The 23,130-nt window shown below is 64.5% G+C and carries 18 protein-coding genes; 8 read left to right on the forward strand and 10 right to left on the reverse strand.

Going from position 1 to position 23,130, the window contains the following annotated elements:
• Positions 1-22: 22 nt before the first annotated feature.
• On the reverse strand, positions 23-1,111 hold the full coding sequence (locus tag NTZ43_03955; protein MCX5766367.1) for a M20/M25/M40 family metallo-hydrolase: 1,089 nt from the start codon (positions 1,109-1,111) through the stop codon (positions 23-25).
• 106 nt (positions 1,112-1,217) lie between these two features.
• On the opposite strand from NTZ43_03955, the gene NTZ43_03960 reads away from it, so the two are divergent.
• The gene (locus NTZ43_03960) at positions 1,218-1,805 is read left to right on the forward strand and encodes a lysophospholipid acyltransferase family protein (protein ID MCX5766368.1); all 588 of its coding nucleotides are present in this window, start codon (positions 1,218-1,220) and stop codon (positions 1,803-1,805) included.
• A gap of 45 nt (positions 1,806-1,850) precedes the next feature.
• Positions 1,851-2,312: a hypothetical protein gene (locus NTZ43_03965; protein MCX5766369.1), complete on the forward strand. Its 462-nt coding sequence runs from the start codon at positions 1,851-1,853 to the stop codon at positions 2,310-2,312.
• Positions 2,313-2,319: 7 nt separating this feature from the next.
• On the opposite strand, the gene NTZ43_03970 is transcribed toward NTZ43_03965, so the two are convergent.
• On the reverse strand, positions 2,320-3,123 hold the full coding sequence (locus tag NTZ43_03970; GenBank protein ID MCX5766370.1) for an alpha/beta fold hydrolase: 804 nt from the start codon (positions 3,121-3,123) through the stop codon (positions 2,320-2,322).
• A gap of 51 nt (positions 3,124-3,174) precedes the next feature.
• Here NTZ43_03970 and NTZ43_03975 point away from each other — a divergent pair, with 51 nt between their 5' ends.
• Positions 3,175-5,607, forward strand: coding sequence for an ATP-binding protein (locus NTZ43_03975; GenBank protein MCX5766371.1), 2,433 nt, complete (start codon positions 3,175-3,177; stop codon positions 5,605-5,607).
• Between the two features lie 61 nt (positions 5,608-5,668).
• Here NTZ43_03975 and NTZ43_03980 read toward each other — a convergent pair whose 3' ends face one another.
• Positions 5,669-6,247, reverse strand: coding sequence for a DUF4136 domain-containing protein (locus NTZ43_03980; protein ID MCX5766372.1), 579 nt, complete (start codon positions 6,245-6,247; stop codon positions 5,669-5,671).
• A gap of 212 nt (positions 6,248-6,459) precedes the next feature.
• Between NTZ43_03980 and NTZ43_03985 the strand changes: the two genes are divergently transcribed.
• Positions 6,460-7,701, forward strand: a complete 1,242-nt coding sequence (locus NTZ43_03985) for an HDOD domain-containing protein (protein MCX5766373.1) — start codon at positions 6,460-6,462, stop codon at positions 7,699-7,701.
• A gap of 4 nt (positions 7,702-7,705) precedes the next feature.
• Here NTZ43_03985 and NTZ43_03990 read toward each other — a convergent pair whose 3' ends face one another.
• Positions 7,706-7,915 (reverse strand): DUF2892 domain-containing protein, encoded by a 210-nt coding sequence (locus tag NTZ43_03990; GenBank protein ID MCX5766374.1) that lies wholly within the window; start codon positions 7,913-7,915, stop codon positions 7,706-7,708.
• Positions 7,916-8,216: 301 nt separating this feature from the next.
• Between NTZ43_03990 and NTZ43_03995 the strand changes: the two genes are divergently transcribed.
• Together NTZ43_03995 and NTZ43_04000 are read left to right on the forward strand one after the other, a co-directional pair.
• Positions 8,217-10,037 (forward strand): Ig-like domain-containing protein, encoded by a 1,821-nt coding sequence (locus NTZ43_03995; protein MCX5766375.1) that lies wholly within the window; start codon positions 8,217-8,219, stop codon positions 10,035-10,037.
• Positions 10,038-10,281: 244 nt separating this feature from the next.
• The gene (locus NTZ43_04000) at positions 10,282-10,902 is read left to right on the forward strand and encodes a hypothetical protein (GenBank protein ID MCX5766376.1); all 621 of its coding nucleotides are present in this window, start codon (positions 10,282-10,284) and stop codon (positions 10,900-10,902) included.
• Between the two features lie 59 nt (positions 10,903-10,961).
• On the opposite strand, the gene NTZ43_04005 is transcribed toward NTZ43_04000, so the two are convergent.
• Genes NTZ43_04005 through NTZ43_04020 form a run of 4 tightly spaced genes read right to left on the reverse strand, consistent with a single transcriptional unit; the run spans position 10,962 to position 17,651 of the window.
• Positions 10,962-12,413: a response regulator gene (locus NTZ43_04005; GenBank protein ID MCX5766377.1), complete on the reverse strand. Its 1,452-nt coding sequence runs from the start codon at positions 12,411-12,413 to the stop codon at positions 10,962-10,964.
• Positions 12,413-13,870: a response regulator gene (locus tag NTZ43_04010; GenBank protein MCX5766378.1), complete on the reverse strand. Its 1,458-nt coding sequence runs from the start codon at positions 13,868-13,870 to the stop codon at positions 12,413-12,415. The genes NTZ43_04005 and NTZ43_04010 overlap by 1 nt, the downstream gene beginning before the upstream one ends.
• Positions 13,867-16,146 (reverse strand): ATP-binding protein, encoded by a 2,280-nt coding sequence (locus NTZ43_04015; protein ID MCX5766379.1) that lies wholly within the window; start codon positions 16,144-16,146, stop codon positions 13,867-13,869. The genes NTZ43_04010 and NTZ43_04015 overlap by 4 nt, the downstream gene beginning before the upstream one ends.
• Positions 16,143-17,651 (reverse strand): sigma-54 dependent transcriptional regulator, encoded by a 1,509-nt coding sequence (locus NTZ43_04020; protein MCX5766380.1) that lies wholly within the window; start codon positions 17,649-17,651, stop codon positions 16,143-16,145. The genes NTZ43_04015 and NTZ43_04020 overlap by 4 nt, the downstream gene beginning before the upstream one ends.
• A 370-nt stretch (positions 17,652-18,021) precedes the next feature.
• Here NTZ43_04020 and NTZ43_04025 point away from each other — a divergent pair, with 370 nt between their 5' ends.
• Positions 18,022-20,493: an ATP-binding protein gene (locus tag NTZ43_04025; GenBank protein MCX5766381.1), complete on the forward strand. Its 2,472-nt coding sequence runs from the start codon at positions 18,022-18,024 to the stop codon at positions 20,491-20,493.
• 18 nt (positions 20,494-20,511) lie between these two features.
• On the forward strand, positions 20,512-20,946 hold the full coding sequence (locus NTZ43_04030; protein ID MCX5766382.1) for a response regulator: 435 nt from the start codon (positions 20,512-20,514) through the stop codon (positions 20,944-20,946).
• 40 nt (positions 20,947-20,986) lie between these two features.
• Here NTZ43_04030 and kynA read toward each other — a convergent pair whose 3' ends face one another.
• Together kynA and kynU are read right to left on the reverse strand one after the other, a co-directional pair.
• A complete protein-coding gene (gene kynA, locus NTZ43_04035; protein MCX5766383.1) occupies positions 20,987-21,835 on the reverse strand; it encodes a tryptophan 2,3-dioxygenase in 849 nt (282 codons plus the stop codon).
• Positions 21,832-23,130, reverse strand: coding sequence for a kynureninase (gene kynU, locus NTZ43_04040; GenBank protein MCX5766384.1), 1,299 nt, complete (start codon positions 23,128-23,130; stop codon positions 21,832-21,834). Before kynU ends, kynA begins: the two co-directional genes overlap by 4 nt.

The following is a 23,130-nucleotide window of genomic DNA, read 5'->3' on the forward strand; positions in this document are numbered from 1 at the left end:
AACTGGCGCCGCCGCTCGTCCATCAGGGCTTGCCGCCGGCCTTCCACTCCGGCTTGGGACCGTCGGAGAGCAAGCGAGCCGCCTTTGCACCGGCGTTGATCACGCCCGTCATGTGATCGTAGTCGGCATGCGACGCGTCGTCCGTCACCTGGTGGTAGTCGGTGTGGAGATTGAACGTCGAGAGCGTGTGTGCCACAATCCCACGCCGCGCGAACGCGATGTTGTCGCTCCGCTGAAAGAAATTCTGCGCCGGTCGCTTGTCCGGGCCAATCGGAATGCCATTGGCGGCGAGCATTTCGCCCATGTTCGAGCGCTCGTAGCCGGTCAGCCATGCACGCCCGCTTCCACCCGCGAGTGAGTCGGGGCGCATGATCATCTCAATCTCGAGGTTCGCCACCATCTGCTCGAGGGGGAGTGCCGGATGCGCGATATACCAGTTGGTGCCCACGAGCCCCACTTCCTCGCCGGTGGTCGCCGCAAACACCACGGTGCGCTTGGGGCGCGGCCCCTTGGCGAACTGCCGCGCAATCTCCAGCACCGCCGTCACACCGGAGGCGTCGTCGTCGGCGCCGTTGTAAATGGAGTCGCCATTCACGCCGGGGCCGCGCATGCCCAGGTGGTCGTAGTGCGCGTCAATCAGAATGTGTTCGGCCTTCAGGGCGGGATCGCTCCCGCGGAGTACGCCCACCACATTCACCGACGGACGACGGCGCGCCACCGGCGCAGAATCGTACGCGGCCATTGAAGTGAACGTCTTGAGCGGTACCCGCCACGTAAACGAACTGCTGTCCACCTTCATGGTGGACTTCGCCGGATCGGTCGGATCGGGCACCCGCGTCCGACGAAATTGTTTGACCGAATCGCCCACAGTAACCGGTACGCGCTGGAAGAATCCGGAGTCTCCCATTGGCTCCAGCCCAATCCGCTTCATCTCGGCGGCAATCATCGTCGCCGCACGCAGCGCGCCGGGCGTTCCGGTGGCGCGCCCCTGCATGGAGTCGTCGGCAAGGCCGGTGAGGAGCCGCTTCACCATAGCGGGCGTGGTCTGCTGCGCGCCGAGTGGGAGCGCTGCGGCGAGAATGAGAAAGGCGAGCGTGCGAGCGTAACGCATCGGCGTACCGGGGCAGAAGGAAGCGGGGCGACGGCGCCGCCCCACCCCGCAGATTAGCGCGACACCCTTGCCCTCCGCCAGCCACCTCGCCACACTCCCCGCCACGATGCTGAACGTCCCGACCCTCGGCCCCAACGTCCCGCGCCGCGGCAACGCCATCTCGCGCGGCCTGTCGCACCTCGCACTCCGCCTCTCAGGATGGCGCATCGAGGGCGAAATGCCCAACGAGTCGAAGTTCGTGATCATCGTGGCCCCGCACACGTCCAACTGGGATTTTTTCATTGGCGTCATGGTGATGTTCGCCCTTGACCTGCGCGGTACTTTCCTCGGCAAGCACACCATCTTTCGCGAGCCGCTCGGCTCGCTGATGCGGTGGCTGGGTGGGGTGCCGGTCAATCGGGCGGCATCGCATGACATGGTCGCACAGACCGTGGGCTATTTCGAGAGCCGCCCACATATGGTGCTGGCGCTCTCCCCCGAGGGAACGCGCAAGAAGCTTCCCGCCTGGCGCACCGGCTTTTATCACGTCGCGCGCGGCGCGCGCGTGCCCATCGTGCCGGTGTCGTTCGATTTTCCAAAGCGCCTCGTGCGGATCTATCCCGCCTTCACCGTCACTGGTGATCAATCCGCCGACCTTGCGGTGCTCCGTTCCCATTTTGACGCCAGCATGGCCAGGCATCCGGCCAAGTACTAAGCCGGTCCTACTGGATACCGCGCGCATAAAAGGTCATAGTTGGATATGCCGCGCCCCGACATCCGCGCCCCCGCGACGCTTTTCGCCAAGCATCGTCCAGACCACGTGCCGCCCGAGTCGCTCGATCACGCGGAACTCGCTGCGTCTATTGCGTCGCTTGAGCTCAAACTGTTGTCGTCCAAGCGCGCGCTTGTGGCGGCGCAAACAGCTGGCGCGTTGCTCGTCACCTTTGTGGTCGTGCTCGGCGGCGCCCTACTGTATTTCGGCCCGAGCCCGTTTCTGCAGCACGTCTTTCACAACAGCGAATCACTCGTCGCCACGACGTACGACGTTGTGCTCTGGTGGCTGGCGCTGGTGGTGCTCGCGGTGATCGGCGGCCTCATTGGCGACCAACTCTTACGTGGACGCTTGCGACTGGCCCGCGGGTGGAAGCACCGCGTCGCCGACCTCAGCCGACGCCTCGAAGACGCGCAGCGCGTACGCCAGCGGCGCGAAGACAGCCGCTAGCGCACGGTCATCGGTTGGCCGCAAAGAAATCGAGCAACGCTCGGTTCACCATTTCCGGTTGCTCGATGGTTGATGAATGTCCGGCGCCGGGAATACGGATCAAGCCTGAGCGCGGGATCAGCGCGTGAATGCGCTCGGCCTTCTCGGGGGTCGTTGCCACATCTTCCTCTCCCACCATGATGAGTGTGGGCGTGGTAATGCCAGGCAGTTCATCGGTGATCCCGGCGCGCTCAATCACCCCATGCACGGACCGCACCACCGCACGGCGATTGCGCCGTAACTCCGCCCGCCAGCGTTCGCGTTTAGCGGTGCGGGTGGGATCGTTCAGGAAGGTCTGACTGAACAGAATCGGCATCACCGGGCCGATGACCGCCCACGGGCCGAGCCAACCAGCCACGAGCGCGAGCCGCCGGTACTTTGGCACATTGGACGCTGGCTCCGGCTCCGCGGACGACTCCAACACGGTGAGCGTGCGGAGCAGGTCGCGGCGGCGCGCGGCAATGCGCATCCCCACAAAGCCGCCCATCGAAAGGCCCACAAAATGGCAGGGCCCGAGCCCCATTTGCTCAATGAGCGCCACGCTGTCGGTGTACGCCTGCTCAATGCTGTACGCGTGCCCCGTGGCGTCACCGCTCTGACCGTGACCCGGGAGGTCGTAGGCCACACAGCGGTACGACGGCGAAAGCTCGCGCACCTGCGCCTCGAACATGCGCGACGAAAAGAGGAGTCCGTGACAGAACACCACCGGCTCACCTGAACCGCCGCTGTCCTCCACATAAATCTTCCGACCGTCAATTTGCAGTGTTGGCATACCCCGATAATGGCGCGACAGTGGAGCAAACGCCATCTTTAGAACATCCACATGACTGATCTCCCCCCCGTTTTGCCCGTACGCCCCCGTCGCAGTCTGCGCCCGCTTTGGATCGGACTGATGTACGGGAGCGTCGTTCTCACCGCGACTGGCGTCATTGGCGGCACAATCCGCTTCAGCATGCGGAAGGTGCTCTTTGACGATGTGCACGAGTATCTGCGCTCCACCGCTGAGACCGCGGCGTCGCTCGTCGACGGGGAGTTGCACGCGGGGTTGCGTGCGCGGGAACAAGAATCCAGTGCGGCATACATCGAAGCCGTGCGCCCCTTACAGCATTTGCTTGACGGCAACCCGTCCATCAAACGCGTCGTCACGGGCGTGGTGGTGGGCGACTCCATTCGATTCATTCTGGACGCCACGCCGCGCGGCAAGCTCTCCGCCGACGGCGTAGAGGAGCACGTCGAACTCGGTCGCATGGATGTCGCGCCACCGCAGCTGCTCCAGATGTGGAAGGATCGTACGGTTGTCGTAGAGCCAATGCCCCGCCCCGCGGATTGGGCCAGGGGGGTGCGCGCCAATGCGCCGATTCTCACCAAGGACGGCCGCATTACGGGATTTGTTGGGATCACGCTTAGTGTCGATCGTTACGACGATCGGATTGGGCGCCTCGACCGCATCGTGACCATCGGCATCACCGTCGGTGTGTTGCTCGCGCTCATCAGTGGCTTTGCCGCGTACCGTGTGGAGCGCTCGCGCGTGGACGCCGAAACGGAACTCACCGCCGCCAAGATGGCGGCCGAGGCGAGCGCCCGCGCCAAAGGTGAGTTCCTGGCCAATATGAGCCACGAAATTCGCACGCCACTCCACGGCGTGCTCGGAATGAGCGAAGCGCTGCTCGCGTCGGCGCATACGGAAGCGGATCGCCGGTCGCTTGAAGTCATCAACAAGTCCGCGTCGTCGTTGCTCGGCATTCTCAACGACATTCTGGACTACTCCAAACTCGAAGCGGGCCGCGTGGACTTGGTGAACGCGCCGTTCGATCCGCGCGCGTTGCTCGACGATGTGTCGGACCTCTTTGCCGTGAAGGCCGAAGAACAAGGGCTCGACATTGCCGTGCGCGAAACCATCCGCGCCGAGCGCTGGCCGGTGGGCGACGCCGCGCGACTCAAACAGGTGCTACTCAATCTGGTCGGCAACGCGGTGAAGTTCACCGAACACGGCGCGGTGCGCGTGGACCTCGAGACGGTGATGATTGGTCGGCAGACCATCGCACTGCGCGTCGGGGTGAAGGACACCGGCATCGGCATTTCGCCCGAAGTGCAGCAGCGACTCTTTGAACAGTTTCAGCAAGGCGAAGCGTCCACCGCCCGGCGCTTTGGCGGCACCGGGCTTGGACTGGCCATTTCACGGCAACTCGTGATTCTCATGGGCGGGACGCTCTCGGTAAAGAGCACGCCTGGCACGGGCACGGAGTTCACCGTCGATCTGCAGTTGCCCGCCGCCGCGACCGCGCGCGAGGTGCCACTCCACGGGCGTCTCCCCAATACGGCGCGCGCCCTTATTTGCTGCGCGTCGGCGCTCACGCGCGACGCTCTGTCAGAAATGTTGGGCCGTGCCGGCATCGCCGCCGAGATGGCACCCGACCTCGACGCCATGCGCGCGACGCTCGCCAGTGGACGACGGTTTACGGTGCTCATTGCCGATGCACCCGCACAGCCCGACAGCTCGCCGCCCCTGATTGATCCGTCGCTCGAGCATCCGCCGCTGGTACTGCTCAGTGGCTTGCATCAGCCGCTCAATAACTCGCAGCTCTCGGCGCTTGGCTCGGAGGCGCAGTTGCGGCGCCCCGTGCGCGAAGACCATTTGCAATCGCTCCTCGACGAGCTGGCCGACGGTCGAGTGCGCGCTGTCGTGGTGCCGCGAGTCGAGCCCTCCGAACCTGCCTCCGAACCTGCCTCCGGACGTGCCGCCGAGCCCGCCACGGAGCCGATAAAGGCACCAGCGCCACCGGTCACCGCAAAGTCCGGCAAAGTACCAGCGGCCGTCGCCGCACCGTCCGCGGACCGCCCGCGCATTCTCGTGGTGGACGATGTTGAGCTCAACCTGATGGTCGCCCGTGCGATGCTCGGCTCTATCGGTGCCGAAGTTATTTCGGCCAACGGAGGCGGCGTGGCGCTCGACCTGCTCGCCAAGCAGAAATTTTCGCTCGTGTTCATGGACTGCCACATGCCGGAGATCGACGGCTACGAAGTCACGCGCCGAGTACGCGGCGCGGCCGGTATCAACCAGACCACGCCGATCGTCGCGCTCTCTGCGAGTGCGTTTGCAGAAGACCGTCAGCGCGCGCTGGATTCTGGAATGAACGACTTTGCGCCGAAGCCGATTGAACTCAACGGCCTCCGATTCGTCCTCGAGCGTTGGATTCCCGGCTACGCCACGTCGGCGACCCCAGCGGCCCCGGCGACCGCCAAACCAAAGAGCTGACCGCGCGCCACGGCCGCGCGCGTGTGCGTGTGCGTGTGCGGTCACCCGCTACATCAGTATTCTACGGTGCGCCAGGAAAGTCGCGCAGCAACCGCGCGATGCCGCGCCGAATCACTGCCTCGCTCGACGAACGATCCGTCACCTCGGCGGCGATGTGCCCGCGCCAGGCCAACTTGAGCGCCGGCTGCGTGAGAAAGTCGAGCATCAACGATCCCTCGGCGTAGGGCACCTCACGGAGTGAGGCTTCGGGCGCACCCCAAAAGCCCCACGACATCACCCCATCGATGCACGGTTTGCCATCGCACGCCGGCACGCTGCGCAGGGTGTCCACGCGCTGCTGTACGCCGATGTGGTAGTGCACCACCAACTGCGCCCGGTCAAAGGCAACACGCTGAAAACCACGGAGCGCCAACTCCGCGTCGATGGCACGCACGATGCGCGCGCGCACGCTGTCGTTCACCTCACGCGCGTCGCGCTCAGCCGCGGTGCGCGGACCATCGACGGCGCCCCACGCATACGTGGTGCGCGGATAGATCGGGAGCGACGCGTCGCGCGTGATCGTCACGGCGGGGCCGCACGCGGCGACCGCGGCGACGGCGGCGACCGCAACCAAGGTGAGCACCAATCGAGAGGTCGTCATAGTCCGCTCCCCACATGACAAAGGATACACCCTACCCTCCACCCGCCAGTCACTCCCATCAGATGAAGTGCCACGGCGCCGAAGCACACCCCCAAGTTGCCCCAGCGGGCAGGCACGCGGGAGCGGCATTCCCCTCGTATTGTGTCGGGTTTTTTCGTCCGATCGCCGGATTTCACTCCAGCCGAGCGTGCGCAAGGACGATACTAAACCAAATGGAGCTTTTCTTCGCACGGCAGCCAATTTTCAACGTAGCCGAAGAGGTCGTCGGCTACGAAGTCGCCCACCGACCGGCCGGCGGAACCGACTTTCCCGAGGTCGCCCCCAAGGACGTGGACGCGCGAGTGCTCGTGGAGGCTGTGATGGGAGCCGGCCTCAAACGCCTCGGCGAAGGGCGCCGCGTGTTTATGAAAGTCACTCCCGAGGTACTGACCAGCGAAACCATCGGCTTGATCTCACCCGGCACGATCGTATTTGAGATTGACGCCGCCGACCCAGTTGATGCCACGCTCTTTGAAGCCTGTACCTCACTCCGCGCCGCTGGGCATAAGCTCTCGCTGGGCAACTATGCGTGCGATGCTCCTGGGGACGCCCTGCTTTCTCTGATGCATGCCGTCAAGCTGCGCGTCGGCCAGCGTTCCGACCTCGAGCTCGCGCCGGCCGCCACGCGCGCCACGCAGCAAGGGCGCATTCTCATTGCCGAACAGGTGCACGAGCGTGGCACGCGCGACCGGTGCGTGGCCCTTGGCGTTCGTTTTTTTCAGGGCTACGGGTTCACGCAACCGGAGACCGTGGTGCGCCGCGATCTCGACATGAACCATCTCGCCATCTTCCATGCGATGCGCGATCTGCTCGATCCCACCATCAGCGATCGTGAGATTGAGCACGTCTTCGCGCGCGACGTGCACCTGTCGTACCGCCTGTTGCGCATTGTGAACTCCGCCGCCGTTGGCGGAACGGAAATCTGGTCCATCGCGCACGCCATTCGGTTGCTCGGCCGCGTCGCGTTGTATCGGTGGCTCTCGATGTGCCTGCTCGCCTCGCACAGCGGACGGGGCGTCACGGAGGAACTCCACCGCGCCACGCTCGTGCGGGCGCACTGGTGCGAGTCGCTGGCGGCCGCGTGTGGCGTGCCGCGTGCGGCGCCCTCCCTGTTTCTCGTGGGGCTGTTCTCCCTGCTCGACGTCATCACCGGTGTGACGATGCCGGATCTCCTGCGGCAAATCCAACCCGCCTCCGACGTGCGCGCTGCGCTCCTCGAGCGCCGTGACTGGTTTGGCGCCGCCCTAGCGCTTGTGGAGGCTTGGGAGGATGGCGACTGGCCAGAGGTGCTCAATCGGTCAGCGGAACTCGGTGTCGCCCCCACGGCGCTCCCCACGCTCTACCGCGAGGCGCTCGATTGGGCGGATGCCCAGAGCGCCATGGCCGCGGCCGCCGCAGCGGCCGCGGCGGCCTGACCCCTCACGCGCCGTTGGTCTTGCAGGTCGAAAAACCAAACAGCGTGTAGGCGGGGCAGGTGCCCAGGAGCCCCGTAGCGAGCGGGATAAAACCGAGATAGCCCCAGGGCGTCTGCGGTCCGACAAACGCGAGCGCGAGAAGCACAACGCCCACCGTCACGCGCACGGCGCGATCGGCGGTGCCTTCGTTCATGGGAAAGAGCTTGCTGGCCATTGGGATGTACTCCTCAAAAAGGTGAAAACCAGTGGGCGCGATGCCCGCGGGATGGTGCACATCGGCGTGTGGCAACGCCGAGCGCCGGACCTGTCGAGATTACCTCCCCTCGCCGAGTCGCGCCATCCGAAATACCCTTATATAACTGTAAGGAAAAATAGGCATATAGTTGTATATGGATAGGAACCCATCGCCAACCCTGCGATTTCTCCTCCCGATCTGTCACAAAAACCGGTTTGCCGGGTATTGCTAACGTGAGTGAAGGACCGCCCCCCCAGGCCCACCCCACTCTGGAAGGTTTATGCGTCGTTCCCGCCCCCCGCGCCTCACCGCGCTCGCCCTGCTCCTCGCCGCCGCCTGCGGCGGCGGTGGTGGCAACTCGGCGCCTGCCGCCACCCCCACCACCCCGACCCCCGTCATACCGCCCGCACCGACCGTCGCGGCCGTGAAACTTGGACTCGCGCCAGCCGACGATGTCGTCGTCGTGGGTGGGAGCGCCTCGCTCTCCGCACAACCCGTGACCGCGAGCGGTGATGCCGTCAGCGGACAAACCATCGCGTGGAGCTCGAGCGATCCGCTCACACTCGATGTCACGCCCGCGAGCGGTGGCGCGTCCGCGACGCTCGCCCCAAAAAAGGGCGGCATCGTCACGCTGACCGCCTCCACGGCCGGCATCTCTTCCTCCGTGCGACTCGCCGTGCACGAACCGATTGCGGTGCCGGCTGCTGGCGCCGCCAGTAGCCAACTCTCTTTGATGGGCGGCGCGGTCGCAATCACCGTTCCCTCTGCGGCGGCCTCCGCGAGCACGCAGCTGCACGTGGGCCCGAGTCTCAAGGTGTCTCCCACGCCGAGTGCCGTGGTTGGTTCGGTGTATGAGTTCTCCCCCGACGCACTCCGTCTCGATAAACCGCTGACGGTCACGCTCCAGCATCCCGCCACCAGCGTGCCCGCCGGCAGCATTCTCTTGCTCTCGTCGCGCGGCGCCACATCGTGGACCGCACTCGCCGGCGGCACCTGGGACGCCACGGCTCGTACCGTCACCGCCAGCGTGGCTCAACTCGGCGCGTTTGCCGCCGTGGTGCAACCACAAATCGCGACGGCCATCACCGCCACGCCCGCTTCCGCGAGCGTGAGTGTTGGAGGCAGCACACAACTCTCCGTCACCGCGCGTGACCAGATTGGCGGCGCGATGACTCCCGCCGTCACTTGGAGCAGCGCGGCAACCAGCGTGGCCACGGTCTCGTCCAGCGGCCTCGTGCAGGGCGTCTCCGCTGGCACCACTACTATTACCGCCAGTGCAGGCGCGGGCATCACGAGCACCGTGGCGATCACCGTCACCGCGCCCGTTGGCGTGACGAGTGTCTCCGTGAGCCCGTCGAGCGCGACCGTGCAAATCGGCGACACGCGGCAACTCAGTGCCACCGTCGTGGCCAGCGCTGGAATCGCCACCACCGTGACGTGGAGTTCGTCGGATAACAGCAAGGTGACCGTCAGCGCCGCCGGACTCGCCACTGCGGTCGCAGCATCTGGTGCACAAGTGTGCGCCACATCCACCGCCGATGCGTCGAAGCAAGCCTGCGCCGCCATCACGGTGCCAGCGCCGGCCGCGCCGATTGCCGTGTCGATCTCGCCGTCGAGCGCGAGCCTGACCGTTGGTCAGGCCTTGCAGTTCAGCGCGACGGTGACTGGTGGACCGGCCGGTACGGCCACGAGCGTCACGTGGGTCGCCGCCGACGCGACCAAGGTTTCGATTACGACATCGGGCTTGGCAACAGCGGTCGCCGCACCTGGCGCGCAAATCTGCGCCAAGTCCACGGCGGACGTGACGAAGCAGGCGTGCGCCACCGTGACGGTAGCGGCGGCTTCATTCCCGCTCGGCGCCAACGTCGAAACTTCGGGCGATTCTTTTTCCCCCGCCTCGGTGGATATCGCGGTGGGCGGGAGCGTCGGCTTCACCTTCAACGGCCTGCACAACGTGTCGTTTAGCCCGCAGTCGGGTGCACCGTCCGACATTCAGAACACTGGGAGCGGCACCGTCTCGCGTACGTTCAACTCTGTCGGCACCTTTTCGTACCAGTGCACACTGCACTCCGGTATGACGGGCAACGTCATCGTGCACTAGCTTCGTGCACTAATTTCGAACATCCAAAAGCTCGTGAACGCGGGGTCGTGCGCATCGCACGACCCCGCGTTCACGGTTATTACCGCGCGCTGAGCGAAAACCGCCGTGGGACAGATCACCCCGCCTCACTAGGACAGCAACTACCGAGAACGGACAATCTGTCCGACGCCGCGCCTTTCTCCCTATGAAGCCGTTGGAATGAAGCTTGCACTACTACGAGGCGGTACTCCTCACAGTAGAGCTTATGATCCGCACTCTTTTTGTCGGCGATCTCACCCAAGATTCCAATCGCCGCGACCGCGCCGTTGAGTTGATGGCGGGCGCCCACCAGTTTGGCATTGAGCCATTAGATGCCACGCTCAAACTTGTGTCGCGCGTCAACACGGACGGACGCGTCGTAGATCCCAGCGCCTGGTGGCTGTCCGAAACCGTCCACCGCATTGAGCCTTGGTTCGGATCGCACCCACGGTTGATCGTCGGATTCGATCCTTTACATACGGCCATCGCGAAGCACCTCTTTCCGGGCACTCCGGTGGTGCTGCACATCGACGGTGTGGGGAGTGGAGTGCCCAAGCTCTCCATCAACTGCGCGTCGATGTTGCCCGGACTCCAGGAAGTCATCACCGGCACGTTGCGCAGCGCCTCCTTCGTTTTTGTGAGCAACCCGCGCAACGTGGCCGCGCTCCAAAAGCAGCCGTGGGATGTGACGCCGCAGCGCATTCAGCGGGCGCCCGTCGAAATCGGCTCGGTGGGTCCGCTCTACCTTGAGGCGGCGCGCGCCCCGAATGTGGAGACGCCCGCACGCTATCACTGGTGGCTGGACCTCTGGCCTATCCGAACCGCACAGGTTCTTCGAATGGCGTAAGGCGTCAGGTCGCGTACGGAAGCACGGCGGCGGGGTTCACCCCGCCGCCGTTCTTCCGTTCAGCTTGCCTGCAGCTCGAAACCTGCGCTCGCCGGCGGCAAATGCATCTGCACCGTGGTGCCCATGCCGGGTGCCGTATCGATATCCCACCGGCCGTCGGCGCCCTGCAGCATCCGCAGCACCGACCAGAGGCCCAGCCCCGTGCCCTGCCCTTCGGCCTTGGTAGACACAAAAGGCTCACCAATCCGCGCGAGTAGACGCGGGTCCATTCCCGCCCCCGTGTCACGCACGCTCACATCAATCCAGCCGGGCGCTTCCGCACTCGGCGCCACCGTGAGCGTGAGCTGTCCACGTCCGGCCATCGCATCGCGCGCGTTCGTCGCCAAGTTCACGATCGCTTGTTCCAGCTGGTAGTCGGCCACGCCCACGGGGCACGCATGATCCGGTACCCGCAGGGTAATGCTGACGGTGCGCGGCAATAGCGCTTCGAGCAGGCGCGCCATGTCGCGTGCCACCGCGCTCGCATCGCAATTTCCGCCCGGACGTTCCACACCGCGCCGACTGAAGCCGAGCAGGTCGTGCGTGATTTGCGTGCCGCGGCGAATCGCCTGCTGCATTTCGGTAATCGCCATGCGCGACGCATCGGCCGACGCGGGCCCACTCAGCGTGCGGAGGTGGACAAGACACACCTGCAGCACGGTGGCAAAGTCGTGCGAAATAGACGCGGACAGGCGCGCCGTGGTTTCCATGCGTTCGAGCCGGTGCACCTCTTTTTCGAACCGCTGCAAGGCCGTGATGTCGGTGACCACAAGCTGGAGCGCGGGTTCCCCTTCCCACACCACGACACCGCCGGCCACGCTGCAATCGAACGCACCGGCCTTGGCAGACCAGGGCTCGGCGTCGGCGGGCCCGATCGTGCCAGTGCGCGCGTGCTCAAGCATCCGCGCGGCGGCGGCGGCGGCTTTGTCGCCGAGCACCGCGGCGATCGTCGCGTCCATGATGGATTCACCGAACAGCACCTTCGCCCGCTCGTTGGCAAAACAGACGCGCCCCGAGGCACCTCGCACCACCAGCACGCCATTGGGCGAGAGCGACACCAAACTGTCGAGGCGCTGACGCTCCTCCAGCACGCGACGATAGCGGTTGAGGCGACAGATAGCCGTGATGCGCGTGCGCATCTCGAGGCGGTCGAGCGGTTTCGCGAGAAAGTCGTCGACGCCCGCTTCGAGCGCGCGCAATTTTTCCGGTCGCCCGGTGTGCGCGGTGAGCATCAAAATCGGCACGTCGCGCGTGCCGTCCGACGCGCGTAGGCGGCGGCACAACTCCAGCCCGTCCACCCCCGGCATCATCAAGTCGAGCACAATCGCGTCGGGCGGATCGGACACGGCTTGCAGCGCTTCGAGCGCCGACTCGCACTCCACGACGTCGAGATCGAGCCCCTCGAGTGCCGACACCACCACGAGCCGACTGGCCCGTTCATCGTCCACCACCAACACACGCGGGCGACGCATTACGCCGCCTGGTAGGGGAGTTCCATGCGCACGCGCACGCCCACACGGTCGCCACGATTCTCGATCACGCAACGCCCGCCGGCAATGCGCACTCGCGTGGCCACCAACGAAAGGCCGAGTCCCATGCCAGGCACCTCGCCGGTCAGCGCCGGATCACCCTGCACGTACGGTTCGAGCGCGCGCGCCAACTGTCCAGGCGTCATCGTCACGCCGTCATCTTCGATGTCGATGCGCAACCACCCCGCGCGATCGGAGCCCACTTGCACCGTGACCTCTGGATCTTGCTTGGGATGAAAACGGCGTGAGTTCTCCAGCAACTCGCGCATAATGGTACGCATCGACGTTTCGCCGAGGGCCACCGACGCGCCGGCCAGCGCCGGTGCCACATTGATGCTCACGCGCGCCACGTGCTGATCTGAGGCCACGCTCTGCGCCAACGCCGAAAAATCCGAAATCGGTAACGGCGCTTCGCGCGTCGCCCCGCGATCGGCGTAGTCGAGCACATCCACCACCGCATTGCTCAGGCGTGCCGCCGACACCTTGAGCACGTCGAGCAACTGTGCCGTGGCACCGGAGAACTGCGCCGCGTCGGCGCTGAGCAGGTCCACCGTCGCCACCACACCGTACAGCGGCGTGCGGAGTTTGTGCGACACGAGTTCGTGAAACTCAAACAGGCGCATCTGCCGTTCCACCTGCGCGGTGACGTCCTTGAGATTGATCACCGTCATAGCGTCGGGGTCGAGGGCGTCGCGATGCGGCGTCACCTGGAGCCACTCGCTGTACGCGGCACCGTCGACGTTGCGCACCAAAAAGAGCGGCGCGTCATTGCCTTCGGGGGTCCCCCAATGGTCCCACGCGCCAGCGGGGTGCGGCACGTTGTCAGGCTTCAGCCGCGCCATAAAATCCCCTTGCACCGCTTCGCCGTCACCGAACCCGAGAAAGCGCCGAGCGGCGGCATTGCAATTGAGGATCTGTCCGGCGCGATCGAGCAGCGCGAACCCGTCGGTGGCATGCTCGAACACCCACGAAAAACGGTCGCGTTCCGCGAGCGCACGATGCTGCGTACCGAGGCGCACCAGCGACGCGACGCGCGCGCGGAGTTCCCACTTATTAAACGGTTTGCCAATGAAGTCGTCCGCACCGGCTTCGATCCCCTGTGCCATCGACGCATTGTCGGAGAGCGCCGTGACCAACACAATCGGAATGCCGCGCAACGCCGGATCCTGCCGAATCCGCCGGCACACCTCAAAGCCGTCCATCCCCGGCATCATCACGTCGAGCAAAATGAGGTCGGGCTGATGCAAGGCCGCCAGTCGCAAGCACTCGAGCCCTGAATCCCCTTGAATGATTTCGTGTCCTTCGCGACCGAGCGCCGCTTCGATGGTCATGCGGCCGCTGGCCGTGTCATCAATTACTAGGAGGCGACTGGGCCGCAGGGGGTTTCGGTTCGGGGTCACGTCATGTCTCCAGCATCCTTCATATCAAGGAACCGACCAATGCGAGCCGTGAGATCGCGAAGGCTCGTGGGTTTGGTGACATAATCATTGGCGCCTGCGAGCAGGCAACGCTCGCGGTCGCCTGGCATCGCGAGGGCGGTGAGCGCAATAATCGGCGTAGCGGCGAATGCCGGATCGGCGCGCAGACGCGTGATGGTCTCAATGCCATCCATGTTGGGCATTTGAATGTCCATCAGGATGATCGCGGGATGCGATTCTTGGGCCATGAGAATCGCTTCCTCGCCGTCTGGTGCCACCAACACGTCGTAGCCCTTGGCGACGAGATAGCCGACGTAGGTGCGCGCATTGGCGTCGTTGTCCTCGGCCAAAAGAATTGTGCGCCGGCGCGAGGACAGATGCGCCTTGACGGCCCCAGTCGGCACGGCGGCCGCGGCCGCCTCCAGCCCGCCAAGATGCGTAGGCAGGGTGAGCGTGAACACGCTCCCAACGCCCGGCTCACTCTCCACCGATACCGTGCCATGAATGGCATCAGCCAGTCGGGCGACGAGCGCGAGGCCGAGCCCCGTGCCACCGTACGCTCGCGTGAGGCCACGGTTGACCTGAACAAACGGCTTGAAAATGCGCCCGAGTTCGTCGGCGGCAATGCCGATGCCCGTGTCGGTCACACGGAAGGTGACGACGTTGGCATTAACATCCACCTCTAGCAACACCCGCCCACCCGCTTGCGTGAACTTCACGGCGTTGTTGAGCAGGTTGAGCAAAATCTGCATCACGATCCGGCCGTCGGTGTCAATGATCGGCCCTTCTTCCGGCAAGCGACTCGCCAGATGGATCTGCTTTTCCATCGCCAGCTGCGTCACAAGACGAAGCGTGGACGTGGCGGTACCGATGATGTCCACCGGCCCCATTTCCGGCGCCAGCTTGCCCGCACCAATCTTGGCCAGATCCAAAATGTCGTTGATCAGCGACAGCAGATGGCGTCCACTTTCTTCGACAATGCGCAACTTGTCGTCTTGTTCCGGCGTGATCGGCCCCCAAATTTGCTCACGCATGGCTTCGGTCATACCGAGGATCGCGTTGAGCGGGGTCCGCAGTTCGTGGCTCATACTGGCGAGAAATTCGTCCTTGAGCCGCGCCGCTCGCGCGAGGTCCGCGTTGGCTTCGCTCAGATCGTGCGTGCGATCCATGACCAATGTCTCAAGGCGCGCGCGCTCCTCGGTAATACGTTCCTGCGCTTCAACATCTCCGGTCACGTCCTTCATGGCCGCCACAATCATCGCCGACCGGTCGGGGGTTGCCGGGGCATACACCGACGCTTGCCGGACGTGTAGCCAGCCTCCGTCAGTAGCCTTGATGCGGTACTCCGCGTTCGCGCTTACTCCCGGCTGATCCATGATGGCCTGCCGTGACATGTGGATGATGTCCAGATCGTCCGGATGCACGAGGTCGAGCCACCACTGCCGCAGGTCTTTCAGCTGCAACTCGGTTGGCATCGGGTACCGCAGACCGTTCCCGGCCTTTTCTACGGTGGACACGCCAGTGGCCGGGTCTAAGGCGACCAGCGCGTCGCACGACACCATTGCGGCCAACCGCATCCGAAACTCGACCCGCTCCAACTCCGCGCGCTGGCGTGCGACCTCGCGCCGCTCCGCATCTCGCGAGAGTCGCAACTGATGATATTTTTCGCTCGCGGCAATCGACTCGGCGAGCCGCGCCAGAAAATACTTCTCCGCCGTCAAGTATTCTCGTGACGCTCCGCTTCGCACGACGCGGCACACGCCCAACAGTTCCGCCTCCCAGAGCACGGGCATCGCGAGTTTGAACCCACACGGACTCAGCGCGCAGGTGGCGCACACGGCCGCATCGGAGTGCGACGGGTTGAACAATCCGCCGCCTGTCGTCGCCCAGTCTTCGACCACCAACGCGCGGGCTTCAATGGCGCGTTGCAGGATGGTCTCGTTCACGCCTCGCACGGGGCAGTGGGCCGGCAACGATTCTGACGCAAAAATCGCGGTCATGGAACCGTTGGGCGCAAGACGGAAATATTCGAACTGCAGGTGTTTGAACGCCAGGAGATGCACGACCTCGACGGCCTCGGCGCTCTCATGAATTTCAGCAGTAGCGATGGCCTTCCCGATGGCTTCGTACTGCGACCAGAGCAACCCGAGGTGGCTATTCCAAACGTCGGCCACGCTTTGCTCGGTTCCCGGCGACACCAGCGCCGCGGTGTCGTGCAACGCGTCGAGTGGGGCCGTGCGTGATGTTTTGTCGCTCACAACGACTCCTCGGCTTCAGCATTATTGTCATCGTCTTGCGGCGGCATTCCGCCGATCGACATCGCCTTGAGTTTCCGGCGCAGGGTGCGGACGTGCATGCCGAGCAGTGCGGCAGCGGCAGTTTTGTTATAGTCGCACCGTTCGAGGGCCACGCGAATCAGCCGTGACTCGGCCTGTGCGACATCCAGTTCCTCTGCGGAGGCACCGTGCCCCTCGAACGTGGAACTGGACGGCTTGCTCGTCACCGCGCGTGGCGGCTCGGCAAGGGGCGACGGACGCGTCCCGAGGGCAAAATGCCAGGCCTCGAGTCGCGCGCCACCACTCGTGACGACGGCGCGCTCCACGGCGTGCTGCAACTCGCGCACATTCCCCGGCCAGTCATAGCCGTCGAGGAGTTCCATCGCTCCTGGGGAGATGGACTCCAACGGCCGTTCTTGCTCGCTCGACGCACGCGCCGCAAAATAGCGCGCGAGCGGCGCAATGTCGTCGCGCCGCTCGCGGAGCGGCGGCACGCGCAGCGGCACCACGTTCAATCGGTAGTACAGATCTTCACGGAAGGTGCCCGCGCGCACGCACGACGCCAGATCGCGGTTGGTGGTCGCAATCACGCGCACATCCACGCGCAAACTTTCCGACCCGCCCACGCGCTCAAACTCTTGTTCCTGCAGCACCCGTAACAGCTTGGCCTGCAGGTCGAGCCGCATTTCAGAAATTTCGTCGAGCAAGAGCGTCCCACCGTTCGCGCGCTCAAACGCGCCAATGCTGCGTTTGACGGCACCGGTAAAGGCCCCGCGCTCGTGCCCAAAGAGTGCACTCTCAATCAGCCCTTCGGGGAGCGCGGCGCAGTTGAGCGTGATATAGGCCGTCCCCGACCGATCGCTCATGTCGCGAATCGCTTGCGCCACAAGTTCCTTGCCGGTGCCGGTTTCTCCTTCGATCAGCACCGTGGCCTTCGACGCGGCCACCTGCTGCACGGCGCGCATCAACCGCCGAAAGGCAAAGCTCGCGCCCACCATCCGGCGCCCTGGACGCTGCGCCACCACACTGCGGCGCAACGCATTGATCTCCTCGGCTTCGCGCCGAGCCTCGAGTGTTTTGCCAATGACGTTGCTGAGCACATCTGGGTCGACCGGCTTCACGAGGTAGTGCTGAGCGCCGCGTTGCACCGCCTCAACCGCATCGGCCACCGCCGCGTACGCCGTGAGCACGATCACCGGCGTGTCGAGTCCGTCGGCGCGCAGCAGCGCAATGAGATCCACGCCACGCAACGTCGGCATCTGCTGATCGGTGACAATGAGGTCAATGACCTCTCGGCGTGCGATTTCGAGCGCCTCGCTCACCGACCCAGCCGTTCGCGGCTCGTAGCCGCCACTGCGCACGACCACCTCGAGCGCCCGGCACATCTGCGGGTCGTCATCGACACACAGGATGCGGGGGAGATGGAGGGACAATCCTTCGGAGTCAGCTCGCATTTTCGCCTTGGAGTCGCGCGGGGGGATGAGCATTTGGAGATGCCGCATAGAACGAATCAAGGCATTTATTGTGCCGACAGGCATATCGACGGCAAACCGGCCCTCCCTCTCCCCGCGCCGTGACTTTCCGCCTCATTTCCTCTGCGATTCCGCATCGCACATCAACTGCGCCGGACAATCTGTCCTACTCACTCGGACACATTGTCCTAGCAACACGGACAGAACGTCCCTGTTTGTCGTTCGGATGCTGACGAACGCCACGTCCCCGCGCAGTAGTAACTCATCTCGGGGGTTGGTAACTTGTTGTTGGATTTGCGCGCTATGTATCGTGATGAGATACCCTGAGCAGTCGCGCGCAACACGTGCCACTCCGTAGGCACGATTTCTGCGCTCAATCACCTCAATGCTCCCTACCGCAGCTGCGCTCACACGAGATGTTCGGCAACGCGCCCTCTTTGTGGTGCTTGTCGGCATTATCGGATTCACGCTCAATCTCTTCCCGGTCTATATCTACGGGGGGCTTTGGCTGTTCGTCGGCCAGATACCGGCGCTGGTGTGCGCTATCCTGCTTGGTCCCGTCGCTGGAGTTGCGGCTGCCGCTGGGTCAGTCGCTGGCCTCACGACTTCGGCCCTGAATTCATCGGGTCAGGTCACCCTGTCGCAAGCGATGACCTGGACGCTGCTCCTGCTCGAAGCCGCGGCCGTGGGGCAGTTGTCCAAGCGACGGCAGCCCCTGATGGCCATCGTGCTATTCTGGGGCCTCGTCGGCGTGCCGGTATTGGTGGTGTTCATGAGCATGTTCCGGTCGATGTCCCCCGGTGACGTCACCATCGTGGTGCTCAAAAACGTCGTGAGCGGGTTGTTTAATGTGACCGTCGCCGCTGTGCTGGCGGGGCGCGGGTACGTGAAGGCGTCGTTCACGACCGCCAACGCGGCAGCGGACACCATTGTGCGGCGTTTCAATAGTCGCATTTCGGCCGTGGTCGCCATCCCGGTCCTCCTCGTCCTCGTCGTCGTGTCCAACGTCTCTCAACGGTCCGCCGAACAGGTGGCGATGGGGCGCCTCGCGCTCGAGGCGGCCCGTGGCGCCACGGCGCTCGACGAATACATCACGGCGCACCAGCGCACGATCAACCTGATTGCCCGCGCCGTCGAGTTGCGCGTGGGGGAAACGGCTGCCGAACAGTCGCAGTTGCTCGCTGCGGCACGCGCAAGCAACTCGGGATTTCTGACAATGCTCCTTGCCGACTCCGTCGGTGTGGTGCGCGCGGCCGCGTCGAGCGCGGAAAACCCGCTGAAGCTCGCCACGCTCGCTCCGGTGCGGGATCGCCCCTACTTCACCGAGGCGATGCGGACGCTGCTCCCCTACACCTCGGGCGCATTTCAGGGCCGAAGCTTCGGTCACGATATTATTGCGGCCATCAGCGCGCCGCTGATTTCACCCAGCGGTCACGCGCGTGGGATTGTGGAAGGCTCGCTCAACCTTGGCGCCCTCAAGTCCGTGGTCGCGCTGCCGAGCGATCTCGAACTCACGATCATCGACAAAGACGGCCATGTGGTGTTTTCCACTGCGCCAACGCGGCATGCGGCGCTCTCCGACCTCCCGGCATTCGCGGGCGCGGGTGCGGCGCACACCGGCACCATATGGAATCCAGATCGGCGACTCATTACCTCCAAGCGCGAAACATTCTTTGCCACGGCGCACACGAGCATTGGCTGGAACGTGCTGGTCGAGGTGCCACGGTACGTCGCGCTGCGAGGCGCCGAAACGAATGGTACGGCGGTGTTCGCGGCCTGTTTGCTCCTCTTTGCCGTGTCGATGATCGCGGTGCGGTATGTGAACCGCCTGGTGGCGCAGCCCTTGGTGGAACTCGAAGCGCAGGCGGCGGCGCTGCAGTGGGGAGCGCCCCTCCACGAGCCGAATTCGGCGGAACTGAAAATCACTCCACCACGCGAGATTGCGGTGGTACGCAACGCGTTGCTCGACGCGCACCGGCGCATTACCGAATCGTTCCTCGCCACGCAGCGCGCCATTTCTGATCGCGACGCGGCGCTCAAATTACGCGATCAGATGTTGCACGACCTCGACGGCGTGGTCCGCGAGCGTACCCGCGAACTCGAATCCGAGCGCGACCGCGCCGATTCGAGCAACAAGGCCAAGTCCACCTTCCTCGCCAATATGAGCCACGAGCTGCGCACGCCGCTCAACGTGGTGCTCGGCCGCACCGAGTCACTGACCGAAGGCGTGTACGGCCACTTGTCCGCGCGGCAGACCGACGCGCTCGGCGAAATTGAAAATCAGGGGCAGCGGTTGCTCTCCCTCATCAACGACATCCTCGACCTTGCCCGCATTGAAAGCGGCAAGGTGGTGGTGTCGATGGCGCCCGTGAACGTGCGCCACTTGATCGAAGAAATCGTCGCGTCGTTTGCCGACATCGTGATCGCGCGCGGCGTGTCATTGTCGGTCGACGCGCCGGAGAGTAGCTGTATCGTGAATGCCGACGCGTTCTTGTTGCGGCAGGTCATTGTCAACCTCGCCGGGAACGCCATCAAGTTCACGCCAGCCGGCGGACGCATCAACATTGCGTTGGTGGCCGGTTCGGACGGTCACATCACGGAGTTGCGTGTGGCGGACAACGGGATCGGCATCGCTCCCGACCGACTCCCGTTGATTTTCGGCGCCTTCGAGCAGGCCGATGCCAGCAACACCCGCGTCTACGGCGGCACCGGACTCGGACTCACGATCAGCCGTTCGCTGAGCGAGGCGATGGGGATGTACATCGCCGTCGAGAGCCGGCCCGGCGAAGGTTCGACCTTTACCCTGCATTTCGCGCCTTCCGACGCTGCGGACGCGACTTCACATACGATCGCCTAGCGAACCGGAACTCCCGCCATGACAGTACCATCCAACGTGCCAACCATCGCATCAACTAACGGACCGTCCAATCGCACCGTGCTCCTCGTGGATGACCACGAGGGGAACATCAGCACGTTCCTCGACTACTTGGAAGCCAAGGGGCTGCATGTGATTGTGGCGCGCGACGGGATCGAGGCGCTGTCACGTTGCCATGAGACGCCGCCGGCGCTCATCCTGATGGATGTGCAGATGCCACGCCTCGACGGACTCAGCGTCACGCGCGAGTTGCGCAAGGAGCCGGCGTTCGCCGACACGCCGATCATCGCCCTCACCGCACTGGCAATGCCCGGCGATCGCGAGCGCTGCATGGAGGCGGGCGTCAACGAGTACTTTGCCAAGCCGGCGAGCCTGAAAGCCGTGCACGCCGCGATCCTCAAGTACCTCGGACCCGAACCCACGGTCGCGGCATAGCCCCTGGTTAACGGCTGGTTAGCCGCGGGTTAGCCGCTCGTTATAGCTCGGTGCGCAACGCCCAGAGCTCCGGAAACAACACAACGTCGAGCATCGTGCGCAGATACGCGACGCCGGAGGTGCCGCCGGTGCCGCGCTTGAAGCCGATGACGCGCTCCACCGTGGTGACGTGGCGGAAGCGCCAGAGCCGGAACGCATCTTCGAGATCCACCAGTTCTTCTCCCATCTGGTAGAGATCCCAATAGCGCGTTGGGTCGCGATACACCTGGAGCCACGCCGCTTTGACGCCGTCCTGGGTGACGTACGCCTGCGTCCAGTCGCGCTCAAGTGCTTCCGCGGGGAGTGCGAGGCCTCGCCGGGCCATCAGCCGGAGCGTTTCGTCGTAGAGCGACGGCGCGCGCCACACGGCATCGACCGCCGCGAGCAGGTCCGGGCGGTGCGCGTGGATCTTGAGCATGCCGGCGTTCTTATTGCCCAACATGAATTCGATCTGCCGGTACTGCGCACTTTGAAAGCCGCTGCTGTTGGAGAGATACGGGCGAATCGCCGAGTATTCCGGCGGCGTCATCGTGGCCAACACGTCCCAGGCGTGCACGAGTTGCTCCATAATGCGCGACACGCGCGCGAGCATCTTGAACGCTTCGGGCAACTGATCGGCCGCCACGTGGCGCACCGCCCCGTGCATCTCGTGCAGCATCAACTTCATCCAGAGTTCGGACGTTTGATGCTGAATGATGAAGAGCAGCTCATTGTGTTCGGGCGAGAGCGGGTGCTGTGCGTTCAACACCTCGTCGAGGTGCAAATAGTCGCCGTAGCTCATGGCTTTCGCAAAATCGAGCCGCGCACCTTCTTGCGTGAGGTACGCTTCGCCCTGGGTCGGTTCGCTCATGTGACGGCTCCTGGCGTGACGTAAACGACATGTTGCCATTCCTCGGTGCGGAGCACCGCGGAGAGCTGTTCGACGGCATCGAACACGTCTGCGAAGCCGAGGTAGAGTGGCGTGAATCCAAAGCGCATGATGTGGGGTACTTCGGCGAGGCGCGCGGTGTCGCCGGCGCGGAAATCGCCAATCACGCCGCGCGCGATCAACGCCCGCATCACCGCATACCCCGCCTGCTCCAGAGGGGCGTCGAGACGCAGGCAGACCTGACTGCCGCGTTGCGCGGCGTTGCGCGGCGAGGCGAGGCGCACGCCCTGTTCCCCGCACCGCGCTTCCACGAGTTCAATAAACAGTTCTGTGAGAGCTTCCGACTTCGCTCGGATCGCGGCCATACCACCGAACGGTTCGGCGGCGAGGAGTGTGTCGACGCCACACTCGAGGGCGGCCATGGCGAGCACCGCGGGCGTGCCGCACAAAAAGCGCCGAATGTCCGCGGCCGGCTCGTAGCCTGGAGTAAACTGGAAGGGCATGCTATGCCCCATCCAGCCAACCAGCGGTTGCTCGCATCGCGTCACGAGCCGTGGATGCACCCACACGAAGGCCGGCGCCCCGGGACCGCCATTCAGAAATTTGTAACCACAGCCAACCGCAAAGTCCGCATTGGCGCCGTTCAAGTCCACTGGTAGCGCGCCAGCCGAATGGGCGAGGTCCCACACCACCAACGCCCCCGCGGTATGCGCCGCCGTGGTGAGCTCGCGCATCGCGTGTTTGTAGCCGGTGCGGTAATTCACTTCGGTCAGCAGGAGTACGGCGACATCGGAGGTGAGCGCGGCCGCAATGTCTTCGGGGCGGTCCACCAAGTGCAGCGTCATACCAAACTGCTGCACGACGCTGTGCGCGATGTACACATCGGTGGGAAAGTTGCTCCGCTCCGACACCACGCGCGTGCGCGTGGGCGCATCAGCACGCGTAATCCGCAACGCGGCGGCGAGCACTTTGTAGAGATTGACCGAGGTAGAATCGGCGACGACTAACTCGTTTGGTCCGGCGCCCACCAGTCGCGCGATCTTGTCGCCGACGGCTTCTGGCAGAGAAATCCACTCGGCGCTATTCCAACTCGTAATGAGGTCGCGCCCCCACTCCGTGGCGATCACCTGTTGCACGCGGGCCGCCGTCGCGCGGGGGAGCGCGCCCAGTGAGTTGCCGTCGAGGTAGATGACGCCGGCGGGGAGGTCGAACTGCTGCTTGAGGGTGCGCAGCGGATCGGCGGCATCGAGGGCAAGGCAGTCTGCGCGACTTTTCAT

This window comes from Gemmatimonadota bacterium (genome assembly GCA_026387915.1).
GTDB lineage: Bacteria > Gemmatimonadota > Gemmatimonadetes > Gemmatimonadales > Gemmatimonadaceae > Fen-1231.